Raw genomic sequence first — 19,864 nt, forward strand, 5'->3', positions numbered from 1 at the left:
TTTCTTGCGAAAAAGGACATTTATAGGAATGTTGCTCATCATTGCGGGACTGGCGCTTGTTGCCGTCCCGCTATCACAAGAGTGGCAGCAGGCAAATGGAGTCGCTCAACTAGAAAAAGCGCTGGCTGCTGTCCAAACGGGAGAGACCATTGAAGAGACGGATGGAGAAGAGACCACTGAAGTGACCGATGATTCACCATCTCCTTGGACAAAAGAACAGTTAGAAGCAGTGATGGAACTAGAAATCCCTGCGATTGACTTAAAGCAGTATATACTTGACGAAACAACGGATGAAAACTTGGCCTTGACGCTCACGCAAATAAAGCAAGAACAAGTGCCAGGAGAAGGAAACTTTGCTGTCGCTGGACATCGTGGCTACCGAGGCGACAGGCATTTCCGGCAATTGCCAAATGTGCAAAAAGGCGATGAAATTCGCCTTCATGCCGATGATGGCAAAACGTATGTTTATGTGGTCAAGAGCACGGAAATCATTGAACCGACTGACGTAGACGTGTTAGAAGATGGAGAGCAACCGGAAATTACATTAATTACGTGTACGTTATCGGGCCAGCAGCGTGTGGCGGTGAAAGGCGACTTGATTGATGTGATCGAAGCGTAGAGAAATAGAGAATCAAACAGACGAGCGACGGTTAGTGCCAACCGTCGCTCGTCTTATTTTTTTAACTCACGTTTAAAATAGCGAACGCCGAGAATAAGAAAATAACCACCAAGCCCAAAGAAGCCGAACAAGAACACGAATGCCAAAATCTGATAAAGGGCCGTTCCGATTGAAAATTGATCCAATGGTAAACTTCCTTTCCTGTTATTTTAAGGAGCAGCTAACAGACAGGCGTTGCTCGGAAACGCGGTAGCCTGCTTATTACTGATAAACGAGCTGTTAAGCGCTTTCTATCCGTACTGAGTGGACATTAATCGCCTTTTTTCTTTTTTAGCCTGCGAAACAATTCAAGCTGTTCACCTAAAAATTCTTTTTCTTCCTCATCTAAATTCGTGAACGTATAAGAAGAGCCGTTTTCTTTTACTTTGTCAGACGGAGCGGTTTTGATATCCGTTTCTCCAGCAATATACGCAATGGAAACATTATATTTTTCGGCGAGCTGCTTTAATTTGGCAATCGAAGGTTCGTTGCGCCCTTGTTCATAAAAGCCGTATGCACTTTCCGTAATGCCAAGGAACGAAGCGACTTCTTGTTGCGTTAGCTGGTGTGCTTTTCGCAGCTCTCGTAAGCGGTCATTCAGTTCAGCCATAAACAAATCCTTCCTATTTGTTATTGTCACAATTATACAACTAAAAGTTGGGTAAAGGAACAAAACGAACATGAACACTCTGTAAAATTGGGAAAAATGCTTGACTCCCTAATTTACGTTGGGTAAACTGACTACAAATGGGAGCGCCTTCCTACATAATCCCATGACTTGCACGGGCTATTGAGGGAAAAGTTCATTCGGTACGGCTACTGCCGTGTATCCTCTTACCCACTGAAAGGGCGCCTCATTTTGAAAAGACTGATTTTATTGACAAGAAGGAGGTGAAGAAGTGGCGGATATTCCCTACAGCGTCTGTTCCTGTTTATACACGGGCATCCGAAAAAGCATTGCTTTTCTGACAATGGAAGCCAATGCCGTGCAAGCATCAAAGGAGTGTGTATGGAAAAGATATGACGACCGGCTGTATCACGAAGTAAAAGAAGCGTTGCAATGGCACCGCCAACATTGTATGGCTGACACGAGCCATTTAGAAGAAGCGTTGCGTGTATTTGAAAACGCCTATAACCAAATACGTGATAAATAACATTAGACGTCTTCCTCTGTAAGCAGTGGAAGATGAATGTTCGTTATGTGTACAACTATTTATCAATAAAAACGTTTACAATCAATCAACAGCTAGCAAAAGTGGCGATTGCCACAAAAGCCCCACTTCAAGCAATCCGAGTGTAGCAAGCAGTGGGTCGTTCACTTGTGAAAGAGGGGTTGACTATGAAATATGCATATCTCATTTTAGCGGTTTTAGGATTGGTGTTGTCCGGCTGCGGCGGCGGGGCGGCGGAAGAGGAGCCGATTGCCTTGGATGAAGGGGCTGCGTCTGTGGATGAAAACAATAAAACGTTAACGATTGCCCTCGGCACCGACATCGTCACATTTGATATCCATGACCACAACAATACGTCAACAGAAGCCGTGCATGACAACATGTTTAACTACTTATTCAAACGTGACGAAAACAATGTCATCCAGCCAGAGCTTGTTGATACATTTACGCAAATCGATGATGTTACCGTCGAAATGACATTAAAAGAAGGGGTAACTTTCCACAATGGCGATACACTTACATCAGAAGACGTGAAATTTACGCTTGAACGTGTCGCCACAGACGAAACGCTGCAAGAATATCCGAATTATCGGCAAATTAAGGAAGTCGACATCATCGATGAACGGACTTTCCGGGTCATCACCCACGAGCCTGAGCCCTCTTTGTTGCACCGTTTGTCAAGACTTGGGTCAGGCATCCTGCCGAAACGGTACATTGAAGAAGAAGGGTGGGACCATTTTCTCGCCCATCCAATTGGGACAGGGCCGTATGAATGTAAAGAATGGGTCCGTGATTCACGGATTGTGTTGACGCCATATGACGATTACTTTGAAGGGGCGGTAGAAGAGTGGGATGAAGTCATCTTCCGCATTATTCCCGAAAATTCAACCCGTGTATCGGAGCTGCTGACAGGCGGAGTCGATATCGCCGTAAACATTCCGCCTGCTGATTGGGACCGGGTCAATGGCAATGCAGGGACAGCGATGAAATCAGAGACGTCCAACCGGACAATGATGCTGATTCTCCGGGCGACAGAGGGGTACCCGACTGCCGATGTTCGCGTCCGCAAAGCGCTTAATTTGGCAATTGACAATGGAGCGATTACGGAAAGCGCATTGCGCGGGGCAGGGACGCCGACTAAAACACGTGTGGCGCCAGGCAATTTTGGTGCAGAAGAATCTCTGTATGATACGTATGACTACGACCTTGAAGAAGCAAAGCGTCTGCTCGAAGAAGCTGGTTATGGCGATGGATTTGAAATGACGCTCCATTCCCCGAGGGGGCGCTATTTGCAAGATGCTGAAATTGCCGAGCTGATTGGCGGCATGCTGCAAGCGATCAATGTCAGTGTCGATATCGAGCTGATGGAATGGAGCAATTTCGTCGAGATGCGCCAAGCAGGCACCAATAAAGATGCTTACTTGATCGGATTAGGAAATTCAATGTTTGACGGCGCTTATAGTGTCGACTGGTACCGCTCGGATCGTTTTGTCGGCCAAACCGACTATAAGAATGAAGAAATAGATGCGCTGCTCGAAGCTTCGGCTGTCAATATGGATCAAACGGAACGGGCTGAGCAACTGAAAGAAATCCAGCGCATTGCCGATGAAGAGCTGCCCCATATTATGCTTCATCAAGAGACCGTCAATTATGGCGTCAATGATCGGATTGATTTTGTTCCGAAAATGGATGAAATGATCTATGCGCCTGAGATTAAGAGAAAATAAAAACGAAGGCCGGGGGTACCTGGCCTTTGCAAAGGAGGCGAGCCAATGGGCCCTTTTTTACTAAAGCGCTTGGCACAAATGATTCCAGTGCTATTCATTATTTCGTTTGTCATCTTCGCGCTCGTTTACATAGCCGGAAACCCCGTAGCGCTCATGTTGCCGGATGACGCTTCCCAAGAGGAGATTGACCAATTGACGGCCTCGCTTGGTTTAGATAGGCCATTTATTGTCCAGTACGGCAACTATCTCCTTCATCTTGTTCAAGGGGACTTTGGTGATTCATTCCGCTACAACACAAGCGCTTTGCCCCTTGTGCTTGAGCGGCTTCCAGCCACATTGGAACTAGCTGTGGTCGCTTTAACGCTAGCTGTATGTGTGGCGATTCCACTGGGAATTTGGTCAGCGACAAAGCAAAACTCACCGTTAGACTTGATAGCAGCCGGTGGGGCAGTGCTTGGCAAAGCGATGCCCAATTTTTGGCTTGGCATCATGTTGATCTTGCTCTTTTCCGTTACACTCGGCTGGTTGCCTGTTTCGGGCAGAGGGACGTTCGCCCATTTGCTGCTGCCTGCCATCACACTGGCAACAGGGATAGCGGCAGAAATGACGAGGCTGCTCCGTTCGAACATGATTGAAATTTTAAGCCAAGATTATATTCGCACCGCCAGAAGCAAAGGAATCCGTGAAACGTTGGTCGTTTATAAGCATGCCCTTCGCAACTCGCTCATTCCACTTGTCACGATCACTGCTTTGCAAACATCGACTGTGGTCGGCGGGACGTTGATTACAGAAACGGTCTTCTCGTGGCCAGGGATCGGGCAGTTGCTCATCCAAGCTGTCAATACGAGAGACATGGCGATTGTACAAGCATGCGTGTTCGTGATCGCCCTTCTCGTGATCGCGATGAATTTGCTTGCAGACGTGCTTTACCGGTTCCTTGATCCACGGATTAAATACGACTAGGAGGGAAATCAAACCGATGGCATTGCAATTGGAACGGCTCCCGAGAAGCGAGAAACGAAATCCCCATCGCGCCTTAAAACGGTGGGCACGGCTCCTGTTCCGCAGCAAAACCGGGACGGTCGGATTGGCGATTGTGGTCGCTATTATTGTTATGGCCGTATTTGCTAGCCTCTTGGCGCCCTTCGATCCCAACGAAATGAACCCGGCCAACATGCTTCAGCCCCCTGTTTGGGTTGATGGAGGAACAGCTGTCCATATTCTTGGGACTGATAATTTAGGACGCGATATTTTAAGCCGCGTCATTTACGGTTCGCAAATTTCGCTTCTTGTCGGGATTGCCGCTGTCGCCGTTGCTGGTTTAATTGGTGTGACGATTGGCATCGTTTCCGGCTATTATGGCGGCTGGGTTGATTCGTTTTTTATGCGTCTTGTCGATTCGTTTTTGTCTATTCCGAACATCTTATTTGCCCTTGTCATTTTAAGCGTGTTCGGTCCCAGTGTGTGGACATTGATTATCGTCCTTGGCGTCACCAATTGGGTGAACTATGCCCGCCTTGTCCGCGGGGAAGTGTTGTCGTTAAAAGAAAGAGAATTTGTGAAAGCCGCCCGTTCGATTGGCGTTAAAAATGGCATGCTCATGTTTCGCCATTTGTTGCCGAATGTGCTGCCCGCCTTCATTGTCATTTCGACGCTCAGTGTAGCGACGACGATTATTCTTGAAGCATCGCTCAGTTTTTTAGGACTTGGCATCCAACCGCCTGACTTGTCTTGGGGCGGAATTTTGAGCGACGGGCGCGATTATTTGGCAACAAGCTGGTGGTTGGCCACTTTTCCAGGCTTAGCGATCACGATTACAGTGCTTGGCATTATTTTCTTAGGTGATTGGTTGCGTGATGTGCTCGATCCACGTAGCCAGAGCCGGCGGTAAGGAGAGGATCAGATGGAAAAAGAAGCGCTCTTGTCAGTGACAGGGCTTAGGACCGAATTTTATACAGAACATGGCGCCATCCCGTCGGTAAATGGCGTTACATTCTCCATCGGACGAGGGGAAACAGTGGCAGTCGTCGGCGAGTCGGGCTGCGGAAAAAGCGTGACATCGCTCTCAATCATGGGGCTCATTAGCGCTCCAGGAAAAGTCGTCGCCGGCGAAATTCAATTTAACGGCAACGACTTGACAGCGATCAGCGACAGTGAGTACCGCAAGTTGCGTGGGAATGAGCTGTCTATGATTTTCCAAGAGCCCCTTACATCATTAAACCCGTTATTTACAATCGGCAACCAACTGTCGGAAGTAATTTTGCTTCACCAAAACGTAACGAAAGCAGAGGCCAAGCAACAAAGCATCGAGATGCTCAAAAAAGTTGGTATTCCTAGAGCGGAACAAGTCTATCGTTCCTATCCCCATGCTTTAAGCGGCGGCATGCGCCAACGTGTGATGATCGCAATCGCCTTAGCTTGCAGCCCAAAACTGCTCATTGCCGATGAACCGACGACTGCCCTCGATGTCACGATTCAAGCACAAATCTTGCAATTGCTGCGGACGCTTGTGAAGGAAAACGGTACAGCGATTTTGTTGATTACCCATGACCTTGGCGTCGTTGCTGAAATGGCCGACACAGTGATCGTCATGTACGCTGGTCAAGTAGTCGAACAAACCGATGTCATCACGCTTTTTGAACAGCCAGCACATCCGTATACGGTCGGGCTGTTAGCAAGCACGCCGAAAATCACTGAACACCAACAAACGTTGCCCTCGATCGAAGGCACAGTGCCGACACCAGACACGATGCCAACAGGCTGTCGCTTCTCACCCCGTTGCCCAAAGGCGATGGCTCGCTGTAAACAGGAAGCCCCTCCGATGTTCGAAACAACAAAGGGCCACTATGTCCGCTGCTGGTTGTTTGAGGAGAAGGGAGGGGCGGCTATATGAGCGATGTATTATTGGAAGCAAAGGGAATTACGAAGCATTTTCCGGTTAGCGAAGGCGTCCTCAAACGCAAAAAAGCGCTGCTCCGTGCGGTGGATGGCGTTGATTTAACCATTTATTCAGGGGAAACACTCGGTATTGTTGGTGAATCTGGCTGTGGCAAGTCCACATTAGGGAATGTCTTGATGCGGTTGCTTGAACCAACAAGCGGCGAACTGACATTTGACGGTAGCCCGTTTTTAACGTTAAGGGGAGAAGCATTGCGGCAAAAGCGCGCCGATATGCAAATGGTATTCCAAGACCCGTTCTCTTCTTTAAACCCACGTATGAAAGTAATGGATATCATTGCTGAACCGTTAAAGACACATAAAAAAGCACATGGCAAACAACTGGTTGAACGTGTTTATGAATTGCTTGACGTTGTCGGTTTGGATCGTTCCTACGCTGGGCGCTATCCTCATGAATTTAGCGGCGGACAGCGCCAGCGAATTGGCATCGCCCGAGCGATCGCCTTGAAGCCGAAACTGGTGATTTGCGATGAGCCCGTGTCGGCACTGGATGTCTCGATCCAAGCGCAAATTTTAAATTTGCTTGCGCGGTTGCAAAAAGAATTTCAATTAACGTTTCTGTTTATTGCCCATGGTCTCCCGGCAATTAAGCATATTAGTGACCGCATCGCTGTTATGTATTTAGGCAAAGTCGTCGAGCTTGCCGACAAAGAGGATTTATTTAACCAGCCGCTCCACCCATATACGGCAGGCTTAATTAGCGCCGTGCCGGTCACTGACCCGCGAAAGCGCCATCAACCACAGCGAATCATTCCTGAAGGCGATATGCCAAGCCCCGTTCGTCCACCGAGCGGCTGCCGCTTTCATACACGCTGCCCGTATGCCCAAGAGCGTTGCGCTGTCGAGGAACCTGCATTGGTTGAAAAAGCAGCCGGCCATCAAGTCGCTTGCCATTTTCCATTATTAAAAGGGCCAGGAGGTGCGCCAGATGAACATCATTGGCAAAACGGACATGCTCCGCTTGCTTGAAACACTTGTAAACATCGATAGCGGCTCGTACCATAAAACAGGGGTGGACGCTCTCGGTAAAGAATTAATCGGCGCTTATGAACCGTTAGGGTTTAAAGCAGCTATATTCAAACAGTCAATCTATGGAAACCACATCCTGGTACAACATACGGAAGCAAAGCAACCAACGATTTTGCTATTGGCCCACATGGATACCGTCTATCCGGTAGGCACCGTCAAAAAAAGGCCGTTTTCCGTGAAAGGAGAACGGGCGTATGGGCCAGGGGTGATTGACATGAAAGGCAGCCACGTCACGGCTTTCGCAGCAATAAAGGCATTGTGTAGCGCCAACCCTCAAGCAGCGAAAAACGTCGCCCTTTTGCTGACGAGTGATGAAGAAATCGGCGCTCCTACAGGCAGGCCGCTGATTGAAGAACACGGAAAAGGGAAAAGAGCCGTGCTCGTCATGGAACCAGCGAGAAAAGATGGCTCCCTTGTTACCGCAAGGCGAGGCGGCGGGCGGTTTACATTAGATGTCAGCGGCAAAGCAGCCCATGCCGGTGTTGAGCCGGAAAAAGGCCGCAGCGCCATTGCTGAGTTAGCCGCTAAAATTATAAAACTACACGCCCTCTCTGACCACGACGCAGGCATCAGTATTAACGCTGGCCTCATTGAAGGCGGCACATCCGTCAACACCGTTGCCAGCCGTGCAAAAGCGCAAATCGATGTCCGCATTTCGAAGCTGAACCAAGCAGAACCGTTGGAGAAGCGCATTCGCGCCATTTGCCAACAACCATGGCTTGACGGCACCACCATTACAGTAACAGGCGGAGTAACACGGCCACCAATGGAACGGAATCGCGACACGATGGAACTCATTTCCCTCATAAAAGCCATTGGCACATCAATGGGCTTACATGTAACAGAAACAGCAACAGGCGGCAGTTCCGACGCTTCCTTCACATCGGCCCTCGGCATTCCGACCATTGACGGCATGGGCCCAGTCGGGGGAAACCAACATAGCGAAGAAGAATATTTGGAAATCGAATCGCTCGAAGAACGTGCCCTGCTGTTGGCTTACACAATCGAAGCGTTGTTAGCTAAAACGAAATAGGAACAGCAAATAACGCAAGCGTCACAGCCATTGCGACGTTTGCGTTTTACTATTTCATGTTCTCGTCAAAAAAGAGAGAAACCAGACAGCATGATGCTGCTCATCCGTAGGACTGCGCGAAAAATGAAAGGGAGCTGACCAATAAGTCAGCTCATTTTATAGTAGGTTATCGTCTATATCTTCAAGCTCAATAGGTTAGCTATTCTAAGCTTGAATGAACAAAGCGATAATCAACAGGATAGAGAAAAGCAGAAAGGCGCCATTTAAAATGAGCCCAATCATTTTGACAGATGGTTTGGCGGCTTTCAACGCGAACAAGATTCCAACAATAGAGAGCAATGTCCACAAGCCAATCGTATATGTCGGCTCAAATTGAAAAAGAGTGCTTACATAATACAAAAGAACGCTTAAACAAAACAAGATAATGGATAACACAAATCTTCACTACTTTCCTTTAAAAGTCTAGCGTGCTCTTTTAGTTGATCAACTCGGGAGATTCTTTCTTATATAATTGGCGATCGACAAGTTCACGATAAAATTGGTGGTGCTCGATTAACTCATCGTGTGTTCCTTCGCCTGTTATTTCCCCGCTCTGGACAACGACCAATTTGTCTGCATGCTGCACGGTCGACAATCGATGGGCGATTACTAGCGTTGTCCTAGAAAGCATGAGTTGATTGAGCGCTTCTTGTACTAAAAATTCCGAATGGCTGTCAAGATGGGCGGTGGCCTCGTCTAACAATAAAATTTGCGGATTTCGTAAAATGGCCCGAGCGATTGCAAGCCTTTGTCTTTGCCCGCCAGATACTAAAATGCCCCTTTCACCCACTTCTGTTTCTAAGCCGTCTGGCAAAGAGGCAATAAACGAAGATAAATTTGCTTTTTCTAAGGCTACGTGAATGTCGGCATCGCTGCTTTTTTCAGCATGGCCATACGTAAGATTGTAGCGAATCGTACCCGCCATTAGCGGAGAATCTTGGGCAACATAGGCAATGTTTTGTCTCCAATCATGGACATCAAAGTCATTGATTGGTTGATTATCGTACTCTATCGTCCCTTCGCTTGGTGGATAAAATCGTTCAATTAATGAAAATAAGGTGGTTTTGCCTGCACCGCTAGGCCCGACAATTGCCGTTACTTCACCGGCATTGGCGGTGAAACTTACATTTTTCAGGATATGGTTGCCATTCGGATAGGAGAAAGACACATTGGCAAATCGAATGCCGTTTACGCGGGCAACTGTTTCTTGATTGTGTGTATAAGATACACCTGACACCGATTGAGATTCCAATTCCTCCTCCATAATATACGTGATCCGTTCTGTTGCGCCTTTTGCTTTTTGCAATTGCGTAAAAAAGTGGCCCATTTGTGAGATTGGAGGGATAATCTGGAACATGTAAAAAACAATCGCAACTAATGTGCCGGCCGATAAGACCCCATTGGCAACTTGTATCCCCCCGTAACCAAAGACGACGACTAATACTAACAAGGTAATGGTTGTCATCAATGGAGAAATGATCGCCATTATTTTCCCAGTATCTAATCCATGTTTTAACAGTTTATCGATTCTGTTGTTGCCCTGAGACGTTTCCGGGTCTTCCGCTATAGACGATTTGACTAACCTGATATCCGACAACACACGCCCTAAATCCCCTTGAAATGAAGCTGTCTCATCTTGCAACGCTTTCGACACTTTGTATGTTTTTCTACCTAGTGGTTTTAATACAGCTAGCGACACAGGGACAATCAATAATAAGAGAAGCGTAATGCTCCAATTTAATGCAAACAGGATAATAATCGAACCAAGTATTTTAATCGTTCCCGATAAAAAAGGAATCAATTGGTCGGTAAAAAAATTTTTAATAACATTTGTGTCATGGGTAATTCTGCTCATTGTTTCTCCAGAGCTATTCTGGTCATAAAATGAGACTGGCAATCGTAACACTTTGTGCCAAAGATCTTTACGTAATTTTGCCACCATTATCTGGCCGATGTAGATCATCATATACATAGAGATGCCTGACAGAATGATTTGCACGATAAAGACGCCTGCGATTAGGGCAGCGGTTGTGCCGCTGAAATTTGATTCAACGGTTATGTCCACAAGGTTCATTGTTAATAGGGGGACAGCAAGAGATAGCGCCGTCTCCATCAGGACTAAGAACAGAGCTAGCCCAAGTAGCCATAGTGAGGGGCGGTAAAGATGCATCAGGGAAACGAACTCTTTTAATTGAACCTGTCGTTCAGTTGTAGAACCCATATGATTCTTCCTTTCTGACCGAGAGTTTGTCTGATAGCAGTTTTTTGAAAGGCAAATTATTTGTAAAGCTAGCAAAAAAATGGGCTTCCTGGTAGTGCTTTAAAATGTTTTTGAAGGGAACGCCTTTTTTTTCTAAACAAAGACCTTTATAATAAAGAAATTGCCCGACATACGCCGTACAAGCATAATTCCTGGATAATTGCAGGCCTTGTCCTATATCTTTTAAAGCAGCATCATAGTGATGGTAGTTCAGTTCAATGATTGCTTTTTGGTACAAAATATAGATTTTTAAGTTTTTTTTGTGCAAATAGGTGTTCTTTCCTTTAATTCCTTCAACGGATGCAAGGCTTTTTTGTAAGTAGTCTAACGTTTCGCTATATGAATATTTTTTCATGTGGGAATGGATAATGCCTAAATATAAATGGAACTTTGTTTGAATAGACTGTTCAAATGGCAAACAGCCAGCCATGCATTTTAATTTCTTTAATGTGGTCTTAGCATCCTTTTTCTTGCATTGGAATTCAGAGAATAGATGATGGATCCTTATATAATCCTTAAACCAATTAGGGAATTCCACCGCCTCGCCACAGTCAATTAATTGTGCAGTTAGCCTGTTCAGTTCCTCGTACTCTTCATTTAACGAGAGTTGCTCAATCATTTCATAAGTGGTTTCGATGTATTCACTATTGTAGCACGTGGTGAGCGTTAAAAAATGGTCGACAGGCACCCCTAGCTTAGAAGCAATGGCTTCAAGCACGTGTAAGTTTGGGACGTACTTTCCATTTTCAATTTTGCTTATTGCCGATTGGCTGACAACGCTAGAGCTAATATTTTCTTGCGACATGCCAAGTTTCTTTCTTAAGTTCCGGATCTCCATGCCAATTCGATTATCCATCATATGCATCTTCCTTATCATAACCTGTATTAGTTGGTTTTTTTAAGTGAGGATGTTATCGAAAGATTATCAGGCATTTATCAGAAATATATCAGATTAACCAAATCTCAACATTTATTTTCCAAAAAAATGGGGTCTATAGTAATGACATTTTCAAAAAACAAACAAAGTTATTCTAATTGTCATAATTTATAAGAGATACTGTCAAAAAACAAGCTCAACCTTGGCATTGTTCATTTTAAGCGAATTAATGACTGAAAACGATGTTTCCATTTTGCTAAAATGTTTTTTACAGTTAATTTGCGCCGGGGTTTCCCTGGCAAAAAAAATAGGGGAGGAATATCAAATGGAAAAAGCATTTGACTTGGATTTGGAAGTAGTACACACGAAAGCGAAGGATGTAGAACCAGATTTCACAAGCGTTAGTTTCTGTACTCCTGGTTGCGGGGAAACAGGTAGCTTTAATAGCTTCTGCTGCTAAGAAAAAAGGCTTTTGATCATTTACATGGGATTGCCCCTCAAAAATCTTGTATTTTTCTAAAATACAGATTTATAAAATTGAGCAAGGGCAATCCTGTTTGTTTTTCATTTGAAAGGGGAGTTCATGGCGATGAGAAAAAGCGAACAATTATTATATGAGCCTGTAGACACAATCATGTTGAGAGCACCGATTTTGTCATTATCGCATGACCATCAAAACGCGTCAAAAGACGATATTATCCCCATTTTGAAAGAATACATAGAACGGCCTGAAATAAAAGAGGCACTAGCAGTCGCCAGCCCTAATTTATTTCAGTCTTTAGAGAAAATTCATGGCGATCCCCGTTCCAAAAAAACGAGGAACGCTGTTTCCAGCTTGTTAAAGTTTTTAATAAGGATGTCTAGCCGTCCAACTCCTTTTGGTTTGTTTTCAGGCATAGCTATAGGCGAACTTGGCGATAAGACAGTGGGATCTTTATCTGACACGAAGCAACACCAAAAGAGAGCGCGTCCAGATATGGAGTGGTTGCTTGGTGTAGTTAGCAAAATAGAAAAAAACCAAACGATCGCTAGAAAGCTTAATGTTTTTTTTAATGATGCTGTGTATGAGACGGACGATCGAGTCTACCTTCATTATTTTTCTAACTGTGGGCAGTTAAGAAGCAGTGTAAATCAAGAGCGCAAAGACAATATTTCCATCAGAAAAACGGTGGTGGTAGAGTTTGTCCAATCAGTAGCGAAAAAACCGATTTCAATTTCTGAATTAATGAACCAGCTTCAATTAACATATACGAGCGCCTCTATAGACGAAATTGAATCGTTTGTTTGGAATTTATTCCAACAAGAATTTCTTATCAGTGAATTAAGGCCGCCAATCGTTAACTGCGCGCCTTTATCCTATATCATACAGATCCTTGAGTCCATCCCCGAAGCGAAGGGAATAGGGGCGATGTTAAAAGGAATTGAAGGCGATATAGAAACGTATAACCAATTGCCTATCGGACAGGGATTGGATTTCTTTCAAGCGCTAACGGCTAAAATGCAAGACATTCATCCTAGCAAACAGCCGTTGCAAGTGGACCTGAGCTTAACATGTACAGAAAAGGTTAAGATAAATCGTTCAATTGGCGAACAAGCGGCCAATGCGGCAGAGTGGCTGTGGAGGCTTTCAAAAAATGAGACTGGAATCGCCCATTTACGGGAATACCATGTTGAATTTCTTGAGAAATATGGGATAAATCGAGAAATTCCTCTGCTAGACTTGTTAAGCGATGAGAAAGGTTTAGGGGCACCGCCAACCTATAAATACCCACCTTCAGCAAAAAGTGTTAAACCGCCTCAAACGAAGAGCACTCATCGTTTGTTAATGGAAAAATACATCCAGTGTTTAAGGGAGAATGCGAAGGAAATATCATTGACCGCCTCTGACCTGCAAAAGCTAATGGATAACGACACAGATGACGTTTTTGCTCCGAATTCAGGGGAATTATTTGTTGAAGTGCTTGCTTCATCAGCAGAGGAAATTGATAAAGGCAACTATCAGTTGGCAATAGGAACCAATGTCGGTTCCCAAGAGCTAGGCCAAACATTCGGCCGTTTCTCGGACATGATCGCTATCGAAGAGAATAGGCACTTGATGGAAGAACAAAAGAAAATAGAAGAAACGTTTACGGATGTTGAAACCGAATACGTAGAGTTGAGTTTTCTGCCCCAAAGTGGCCGTGCAAGCAACGTATCCATTACGCAATCCACACGGGATTTACATACAACCATTGCCACCAATGCAAACGGCCAAAACAAAAAGCTGTTGTTAGAAGATATATTAGTTGGGGCGACACTTGGGAGGTTCTATTTAAAATCGAAGAAATCAAATAAACGTCTCGTATTTACATCAAATAACATGTTTAATTACGAGAATGCACCAAATTGTTTCCGGTTTTTAAGGGAGGTTTCTTTAGAAGATGGAAAGGCGATTCAAGGGTTGAATTTGGGAAGCCTTAGAGAGTTTGCTTTTATTCCTAGAATTACGTCTGGAAAAGTCATTCTTTCGCCGGCAATTTGGAAATTAAACGATCAAATGGAAGAACTGTCTGATTTCTCTGCGCCACTTGATCAATGGATTGAGCGATTTTCAACATGGATGAAAAAAATGCAGGTACCAGAACGGGTCTTTATGGCTTATGGGGATAACCGATTGTACATCCACTTAAAAAACGACAACCATTTGCAAGAATTAAGGTCGGAACTAAGGCGCAGAGGAAGGGTGCAGTTACAAGAAATGATCGGCGATTATGGGGAGAAGCAGTGGGTAAAAAGCCCTTTAGGCAGACATAACGCCGAATTAATTGTTCCATTCAAGAAAAGGCCTCATGTGCCAGCAAAACCGACGGTGATGATTAAGCCAGTTGCAGAAGTGCCAATTGAATGCAGAGAAAAAGAACCTGGGACAGACTGGCTCTATTTTAAGCTTTATGGGCCTGTCCACAAGCAGCAAAAACTGATTTCTACACAAATTCGAACGCTTGTAGCCGAGTTAGAGAACCACAAACTCATAAATAGCTGGTTCTTTATTCGCTATTATGACAATGAGCCCCATTTGCGGCTAAGGTTTCACGGAGATCCGAAAGCTTTGTTGGCTGGCGCACTGCCGATATTTCAAAAATGGTATGCAGCCCAGCGTCTTGCGGGGAACATTAAAAAAGTTGTGATTGAGCCGTATGAACGGGAAATTGAACGATACGGCGGCCTTTCGCTCATGCCTCTAATGGAGCGATACTTTGAAAAAGATAGTTTGTTGACATCCGATTTGCTTGGTTTAAGTAGTAAGCAAGCATTCAAAGAACCGCTAGAATTAGTCGCGTCTATGTATGTTGTTTACTTTTTAACGGAATACGGTTGGCACCATGAAAGGCAATTGGAGTGGATTTCCAAGTGGAGCGAAGATCCAGCTTACTCCAAAGAGTTTAGGCCTTATCGGAACGATGTGCTTAAATGGCTAGACCAAGAAGAAAACTGGAAGGCTCTAAAGGAGCAGAAAGGCTTTCTCTTTAAGCTGTTTTCCAAAAACGAAGCAATCATACACGAGCTTTCCCATAATATGGACAAGACGCCGATGACAAATACAGAGGAAAGAGTTGTCGGGAGCTTGATCCATATGCATTGCAACCGGTTGCTCGGCACAGACCGTGATAGGGAGAAAAAAGCAATGGCGTTTGTGCGTCAAATTATTGAAAGCCAAAAGCATTGGAACAAAACGAAAGGACAACCATTAAACGTATGAGGTGATCCACCGTGATAGAGAAGGTAGTTGATGACCAAGAAACCAAACGTATGATTGCCCATTTGACCGAGAAACTAAGCGACCCACAACAAGTGGAAGAGGTTGTAATGGATAAGCACAATGTCACTACGATTAGCAAAGTAAATCCGTGGGACCCTGTTTCTTTATCCCATGGTTTTGCAGGGACGATTTTATTTTTCTCTGAATTGCATAAATTGTATCCCGAGGAAAAGTGGGATCATGTGGCCCATAACCATATTGTCTACGCTAGCAACTATCTAAAAAATGGGGTCCATTCTATCTCTTTATTTGGAGGAATTACAGGCTTTGCTTTTGCCGTGTTCAATGCCTCCGAAAATGGTACAAGGTACCAGAATTTATTAGTAAAACTGGATGAAGTGATTCGTAGAGAAGCAGAGGCTGAGATCGAAGAAGAAAAACAGAGGAATTGTGTCGGGGCTCTGCCAACTTTTTATGATGTGATCCAGGGGTATGCTGGAATTGGAAGGTATCTGCTTGAAAGGAGGAAAGATACGCCATCTTTTAACGGCTTAATTGAAGCGATTTTGCAACAGTTTGTTGAAATGGCTGCCACCATAACATGGGAAGAGCATGAGATTCCAGGCTGGTATGTTACGCAAGACAATCAATTTTTAGAGAAGGATAAAAAGATTTATCCATTTGGCAACTTCAATTTGGGCCTTGCCCATGGCATCCCAGGGCCGTTAAGTTTTTTATCTTTATGCCTACTAAAAGGAATAGAGATCCCAGGACAAAGGCAAGCAATAACGACGATTGGCAATTGGCTCGTCCGTCATGCTAAAAGCAATTCAACTGGCGCCCCAGTTTGGGCTCACCGCATAGGCGTCAAAGAAGCCATAGCCAACAACTATACCGTCACAGATGAACGGGAAGGCTGGTGTTATGGCAATCCTGGTGTTGCCCGGTCGCTCTATTTAGCAGGAAAAGCGCTGAACCATCAGCCCTATCAAGACATGGCGGTTAAATGTTTCCTTGGCATTAAGGAAAAAACATTAGAAGAACTAGACTTGCAAAGTGCGACGTTTTGCCACGGAAAGAGTGGTTTGTTGCAAATCATGGTGCGGATGAAAAACGACCTTAACATCAATGACTTTGACAAGCTCATCATTCAATTGGAAAACGGGATTAAGGGACAGTATAAGGATCAGCATCCGTTGGGATTTAAAGATTTTGAAATCGGAAGCCGAACAAACGAGTTAGATAAAGCGGGCTTATTGGAAGGGGCAGCTGGCGTTGGATTGGCCTTATTGTCGATGGTCCGTGACGACAGTGATTTCTTCTGGGATAAAGCGTTTTTAATCAGTTAGGGGTGAGGATGTGCCGGAAAAGGAAGAAAAAAACATACTAGTCGGGATTTCTGGATCGATCTCTGTCATAAACATGCCCTCCTATTTAGCCTTTTTTAAACATACGTATGGCCATGTCAAGGTCATCATCACAGAGCAAGCCAATAAGTTGTTCCCGGCTTCTTCCTTGTCGTTGTTTTGTGATGACATTTTCCAGGATCACAATGAAACCATAGATCCAAACAAGTCGAGCCATGTCGGGTTAGCTAGGTGGGCAGATCTATTTATTGTCCTTCCTGCTACGGCAAATAAAATTGGCCAAGTTGCTAATGGCTTAGGCATGGATCTGCTGTCATCAACCATATTAGCTTCTACGAAGCCTGTACTTTTTTGCCCAAACATGAATGAGGCGATGTGGAACAATTTCTTTGTAAAAAGAAACATGGCATTACTTGAAGAGGGAGGACATATGATCATTCCTCCAGTGGAGAAAGAAGCATATGAAGTGGCTTCAGGAAGCATTCGTAAAAACTTCATTATTCCAGATATGTATACCATCGCTCAAGAAATGGATAAAGCTATGGCTGTAAAAGAAAAAAGCTAGGACGCAGTACGGAGCGTCCGGCTTTTTTGTGTTTTGGCGAATGGTTAAATTTTTGATTTTTTTCTGACAGGGAAAAGGAATAATCAGTTTTAGAATAAGGAGTGATAGCCAATGGAAAAGGTCATTGAGACAAAGAATTTAACAAAGAAAGTAAAAGGAAAACCGTTAGTGGAAGAAATCAATCTTTCCATCGCAAAGGGGGAGATATGTGGTCTTATCGGTCCCAATGGCGCTGGGAAAACAACAATTATGAAGCTGTTGACAGGATTGCTCATCCCTACAAGCGGAGAAGTGAAGCTCAATCAATTGGATGTGCATAAACAACGAAAGGAAGCGATGCGCTCCGTTGGTGCCATTATTGAATCGCCTATTTTCTTTGAGTTCATGACGGGCCGCGGAATGCTCTTAAATCTTGCCCGGCTCCATGGCCTGAACAAACAGGAACGGCAAGAGAAAGTCGCAGAAGCATTGGCGATTGTTGGGTTAGGCGGCCGCGGCGATGAAAAAATACGTACGTATTCCTTAGGAATGAAGCAACGCTTAGGGATTGCCCAAGCGCTGTTAGGCAACCCAGAGATTGTCATATTGGATGAGCCTGCCAACGGCTTAGACCCGATGGGGATGAGGGAATTGAGGGAATTGATCTTGCAATTAAATAAGGAAAGAAATATTACGTTCTTACTATCAAGCCACTTGCTCGACGAACTCCAAAAGATATGCAGCACGCTCATTATTATCAAGCAGGGAAATGTCCTTTTTTATGGAAAACAAGAAGAGATTTATAACAAGGCAGAGAATAATTTAGAAGAGATTTTTATTGGGATGATGTCATAATGAGACAGCTAATCATTAGTGAATTCGAACGGTTATGGTCGAGATGGTCCATTCGGCTGCTCGTATTGACCTTGCCGGTATTAGTCATTGCTACTGGTGTTTATTTCCGAAACCATAATCGCAACATTTCAATAGATGCTGTTGATTACGCAACCGCCATAAATTTTCCTATTCTCAGCATATCAGAACATTTGTTTATCACGTTTAACATTCTGCTCATTTTTATTTGTGCTTATGTGCTAACAGAGGAATATCAGCAAAAACAAATCAAATTAATTTTGCTTCGTGCTTATTCCATGAGCCAAATTTTTCTATCTAAATTCATTGTGATGGCCACTTCTTTATTCATCTGTTTCTTTCTTTATTATTTGGCTTCCTTCACCGTTGGGCAGATGATGTTTGAGACGCCAGAAAGGTCGATTCTTTTTGGTTCTGAAGCAGTCGTTACAAATGGTGAGATGGTTCTTTATGCATTCAACTATTATGGAATTGCTTTTCTTACTAGTCTTGCGGCACTCTCTTTATTTTGCTTTATTGCGATTGCAATGCCCTCTGTCAATGCTTTATTAGGTAGCGGCATTTGCATCCTCTTCTTTTCCATTGTCGGTCCACAGCTGTTAGAGCAATCGACCGCTTTTGCCGAAGGAAGCAATGTTTCTTATGTGGTATATGCATCCATAACAAAAATTCAATACACCGGTATCTCGTTATTGCTTTCAGGCGGGGCATTGAGCGGTTGGCTAATAGCAGTTATTTTGTTTTATTTGTTGGTCTTTCTTGTAGGAGCATATTTGATTTTTACTCGCCGAAATTATTATGCATAAAGGAGCCGTATGATGAAACATTTAATTGCAAGTGAATTCGAGCGGCTTTGGAGGATGAGAATGATAAAAATCCTCTTACTGCTGCTCATAGGGATCTCCTTTTTTTCCGCTCACTTTTTGACTTGGTTTGATTTAGGTCTTTATACTGCAGATAGTGAAACGCCGTTAAATGCTGTTAACTTTCCCTGGTTTTTGTTAAGGGAAGTCTCTTTCTTTGTGACACTAGTCATCATGCCATTGTTTTGTGTGATTGTTTTGAACGCACCAATAAAAGCAAAAACGTACAACTTAGTGTTGTACCGGCCATTTCACCGTTTAGAATTTTTACTGTCTAAATGGGGAACGCTGCTCTTGATTGCTGTCTTCATTACCGCGTTTATCTGGCTCATTGGGGTCGTGCTAGGCTTTTTCTTTTACCAAGTTCCAGATTATGTGACTTTTTATGGCGATCTAACACGCTACTCTGTACTGAATGGGTACATCTATTCAGCCAAGCTCTATTTTCTGTTTTGGGCGGTCATGGTCGCTGGAATTGCTATTGCCAGTGTTATGTCGATTTTGGCACCAAACCCGATCATTGCTTACTTCCTATTGATGATTGCCTACGTGGTGCCGATTTATTTTTCAAATGAGTTGTCGTTTTTCTTGATGCCCACTCAATCCATTTTTATTTCGCTTTCGGAAAGCAACATGCCATTGCTTTATATGGTGTTGCCTTTGATTGCTCTGCTTGGCGGAGGGATTTCAAGCTTATTATGGGTAAGGCAAGATTTTAAATAAAC

The 19,864-nt window shown here is 44.3% G+C and carries 20 protein-coding genes; 15 read left to right on the plus strand and 5 right to left on the minus strand.

What is annotated here, in order from left to right:
* Nucleotides 1-4 precede the first annotated feature (4 nt).
* On the plus strand, nucleotides 5-619 hold the full coding sequence (locus tag N6H06_RS02975) for a class D sortase (RefSeq protein ID WP_062745507.1): 615 nt from the start codon (nucleotides 5-7) through the stop codon (nucleotides 617-619).
* A 53-nt stretch (nucleotides 620-672) separates the two neighbouring features.
* Here N6H06_RS02975 and N6H06_RS02980 read toward each other — a convergent pair whose 3' ends face one another.
* Both N6H06_RS02980 and N6H06_RS02985 read right to left on the minus strand, forming a co-directional pair.
* Complete coding sequence (locus tag N6H06_RS02980) at nucleotides 673-804, minus strand: hypothetical protein (RefSeq protein ID WP_263705603.1); 132 nt, start codon at nucleotides 802-804, stop codon at nucleotides 673-675.
* A 125-nt stretch (nucleotides 805-929) separates the two neighbouring features.
* Nucleotides 930-1,268 (minus strand): helix-turn-helix domain-containing protein, encoded by a 339-nt coding sequence (locus tag N6H06_RS02985; protein WP_062745509.1) that lies wholly within the window; start codon nucleotides 1,266-1,268, stop codon nucleotides 930-932.
* Between the two features lie 289 nt (nucleotides 1,269-1,557).
* On the opposite strand from N6H06_RS02985, the gene N6H06_RS02990 reads away from it, so the two are divergent.
* The 7 genes from N6H06_RS02990 (at nucleotide 1,558) to N6H06_RS03020 (ending at nucleotide 8,577) form a co-directional block, all read left to right on the plus strand.
* Nucleotides 1,558-1,812, plus strand: coding sequence for a hypothetical protein (locus N6H06_RS02990; RefSeq protein ID WP_062745510.1), 255 nt, complete (start codon nucleotides 1,558-1,560; stop codon nucleotides 1,810-1,812).
* 185 nt (nucleotides 1,813-1,997) lie between these two features.
* Nucleotides 1,998-3,557 carry an ABC transporter substrate-binding protein gene (locus N6H06_RS02995; RefSeq protein WP_062745512.1) on the plus strand — a complete coding sequence of 520 codons (1,560 nt, stop codon included), beginning with the start codon at nucleotides 1,998-2,000 and terminating at the stop codon, nucleotides 3,555-3,557.
* 45 nt (nucleotides 3,558-3,602) lie between these two features.
* Entirely contained in the window at nucleotides 3,603-4,520 is a 918-nt protein-coding gene (locus tag N6H06_RS03000) for an ABC transporter permease (RefSeq protein ID WP_263705604.1), read from the plus strand.
* Between the two features lie 16 nt (nucleotides 4,521-4,536).
* Nucleotides 4,537-5,448, plus strand: coding sequence for an ABC transporter permease (locus N6H06_RS03005; protein WP_062745515.1), 912 nt, complete (start codon nucleotides 4,537-4,539; stop codon nucleotides 5,446-5,448).
* Between the two features lie 12 nt (nucleotides 5,449-5,460).
* Nucleotides 5,461-6,450 carry an ABC transporter ATP-binding protein gene (locus tag N6H06_RS03010; protein WP_062745517.1) on the plus strand — a complete coding sequence of 330 codons (990 nt, stop codon included), beginning with the start codon at nucleotides 5,461-5,463 and terminating at the stop codon, nucleotides 6,448-6,450.
* Nucleotides 6,447-7,484 carry an ABC transporter ATP-binding protein gene (locus N6H06_RS03015; RefSeq protein WP_062745519.1) on the plus strand — a complete coding sequence of 346 codons (1,038 nt, stop codon included), beginning with the start codon at nucleotides 6,447-6,449 and terminating at the stop codon, nucleotides 7,482-7,484. The genes N6H06_RS03010 and N6H06_RS03015 overlap by 4 nt, the downstream gene beginning before the upstream one ends.
* Nucleotides 7,444-8,577, plus strand: coding sequence for a M20 family metallopeptidase (locus N6H06_RS03020; protein WP_062745521.1), 1,134 nt, complete (start codon nucleotides 7,444-7,446; stop codon nucleotides 8,575-8,577). Before N6H06_RS03015 ends, N6H06_RS03020 begins: the two co-directional genes overlap by 41 nt.
* 204 nt (nucleotides 8,578-8,781) lie before the next feature.
* Here the strand turns inward: N6H06_RS03020 and N6H06_RS03025 are convergent, their stop codons facing one another.
* Genes N6H06_RS03025 through N6H06_RS03035 form a run of 3 tightly spaced genes read right to left on the minus strand, consistent with a single transcriptional unit; the run spans nucleotide 8,782 to nucleotide 11,735 of the window.
* The gene (locus N6H06_RS03025; protein ID WP_062745523.1) at nucleotides 8,782-9,012 is read right to left on the minus strand and encodes a hypothetical protein; all 231 of its coding nucleotides are present in this window, start codon (nucleotides 9,010-9,012) and stop codon (nucleotides 8,782-8,784) included.
* Between the two features lie 40 nt (nucleotides 9,013-9,052).
* Nucleotides 9,053-10,837 carry an ABC transporter ATP-binding protein gene (locus tag N6H06_RS03030; protein ID WP_062745524.1) on the minus strand — a complete coding sequence of 595 codons (1,785 nt, stop codon included), beginning with the start codon at nucleotides 10,835-10,837 and terminating at the stop codon, nucleotides 9,053-9,055.
* Nucleotides 10,821-11,735 carry a helix-turn-helix domain-containing protein gene (locus tag N6H06_RS03035; protein ID WP_062745526.1) on the minus strand — a complete coding sequence of 305 codons (915 nt, stop codon included), beginning with the start codon at nucleotides 11,733-11,735 and terminating at the stop codon, nucleotides 10,821-10,823. The genes N6H06_RS03030 and N6H06_RS03035 overlap by 17 nt, the downstream gene beginning before the upstream one ends.
* A 343-nt stretch (nucleotides 11,736-12,078) precedes the next feature.
* Between N6H06_RS03035 and N6H06_RS03040 the strand changes: the two genes are divergently transcribed.
* The 7 genes from N6H06_RS03040 to N6H06_RS03070 all read left to right on the plus strand — a co-directional run bounded on the left by N6H06_RS03040 (nucleotide 12,079) and on the right by N6H06_RS03070 (nucleotide 19,862).
* Complete coding sequence (locus N6H06_RS03040; RefSeq protein WP_062746560.1) at nucleotides 12,079-12,213, plus strand: gallidermin/nisin family lantibiotic; 135 nt, start codon at nucleotides 12,079-12,081, stop codon at nucleotides 12,211-12,213.
* 129 nt (nucleotides 12,214-12,342) lie between these two features.
* Nucleotides 12,343-15,492 carry a lantibiotic dehydratase gene (locus N6H06_RS03045; RefSeq protein WP_263705605.1) on the plus strand — a complete coding sequence of 1,050 codons (3,150 nt, stop codon included), beginning with the start codon at nucleotides 12,343-12,345 and terminating at the stop codon, nucleotides 15,490-15,492.
* A gap of 11 nt (nucleotides 15,493-15,503) precedes the next feature.
* Nucleotides 15,504-16,841 (plus strand): lanthionine synthetase C family protein, encoded by a 1,338-nt coding sequence (locus N6H06_RS03050; RefSeq protein WP_062745530.1) that lies wholly within the window; start codon nucleotides 15,504-15,506, stop codon nucleotides 16,839-16,841.
* Between the two features lie 10 nt (nucleotides 16,842-16,851).
* Nucleotides 16,852-17,424: a flavoprotein gene (locus N6H06_RS03055; RefSeq protein WP_062745532.1), complete on the plus strand. Its 573-nt coding sequence runs from the start codon at nucleotides 16,852-16,854 to the stop codon at nucleotides 17,422-17,424.
* 111 nt (nucleotides 17,425-17,535) lie between these two features.
* A complete protein-coding gene (locus tag N6H06_RS03060; protein ID WP_062745533.1) occupies nucleotides 17,536-18,258 on the plus strand; it encodes an ABC transporter ATP-binding protein in 723 nt (240 codons plus the stop codon).
* Nucleotides 18,258-19,082 (plus strand): ABC transporter permease, encoded by an 825-nt coding sequence (locus tag N6H06_RS03065; protein WP_263705606.1) that lies wholly within the window; start codon nucleotides 18,258-18,260, stop codon nucleotides 19,080-19,082. Before N6H06_RS03060 ends, N6H06_RS03065 begins: the two co-directional genes overlap by 1 nt.
* A gap of 12 nt (nucleotides 19,083-19,094) precedes the next feature.
* Nucleotides 19,095-19,862 (plus strand): ABC transporter permease, encoded by a 768-nt coding sequence (locus N6H06_RS03070; RefSeq protein WP_062745536.1) that lies wholly within the window; start codon nucleotides 19,095-19,097, stop codon nucleotides 19,860-19,862.
* Nucleotides 19,863-19,864 lie beyond the last annotated feature (2 nt).

It is taken from the genome of Shouchella tritolerans (assembly GCF_025770735.1).
Taxonomy (GTDB): Bacteria; Bacillota; Bacilli; order Bacillales; family Bacillaceae_D; genus Shouchella; species Shouchella tritolerans.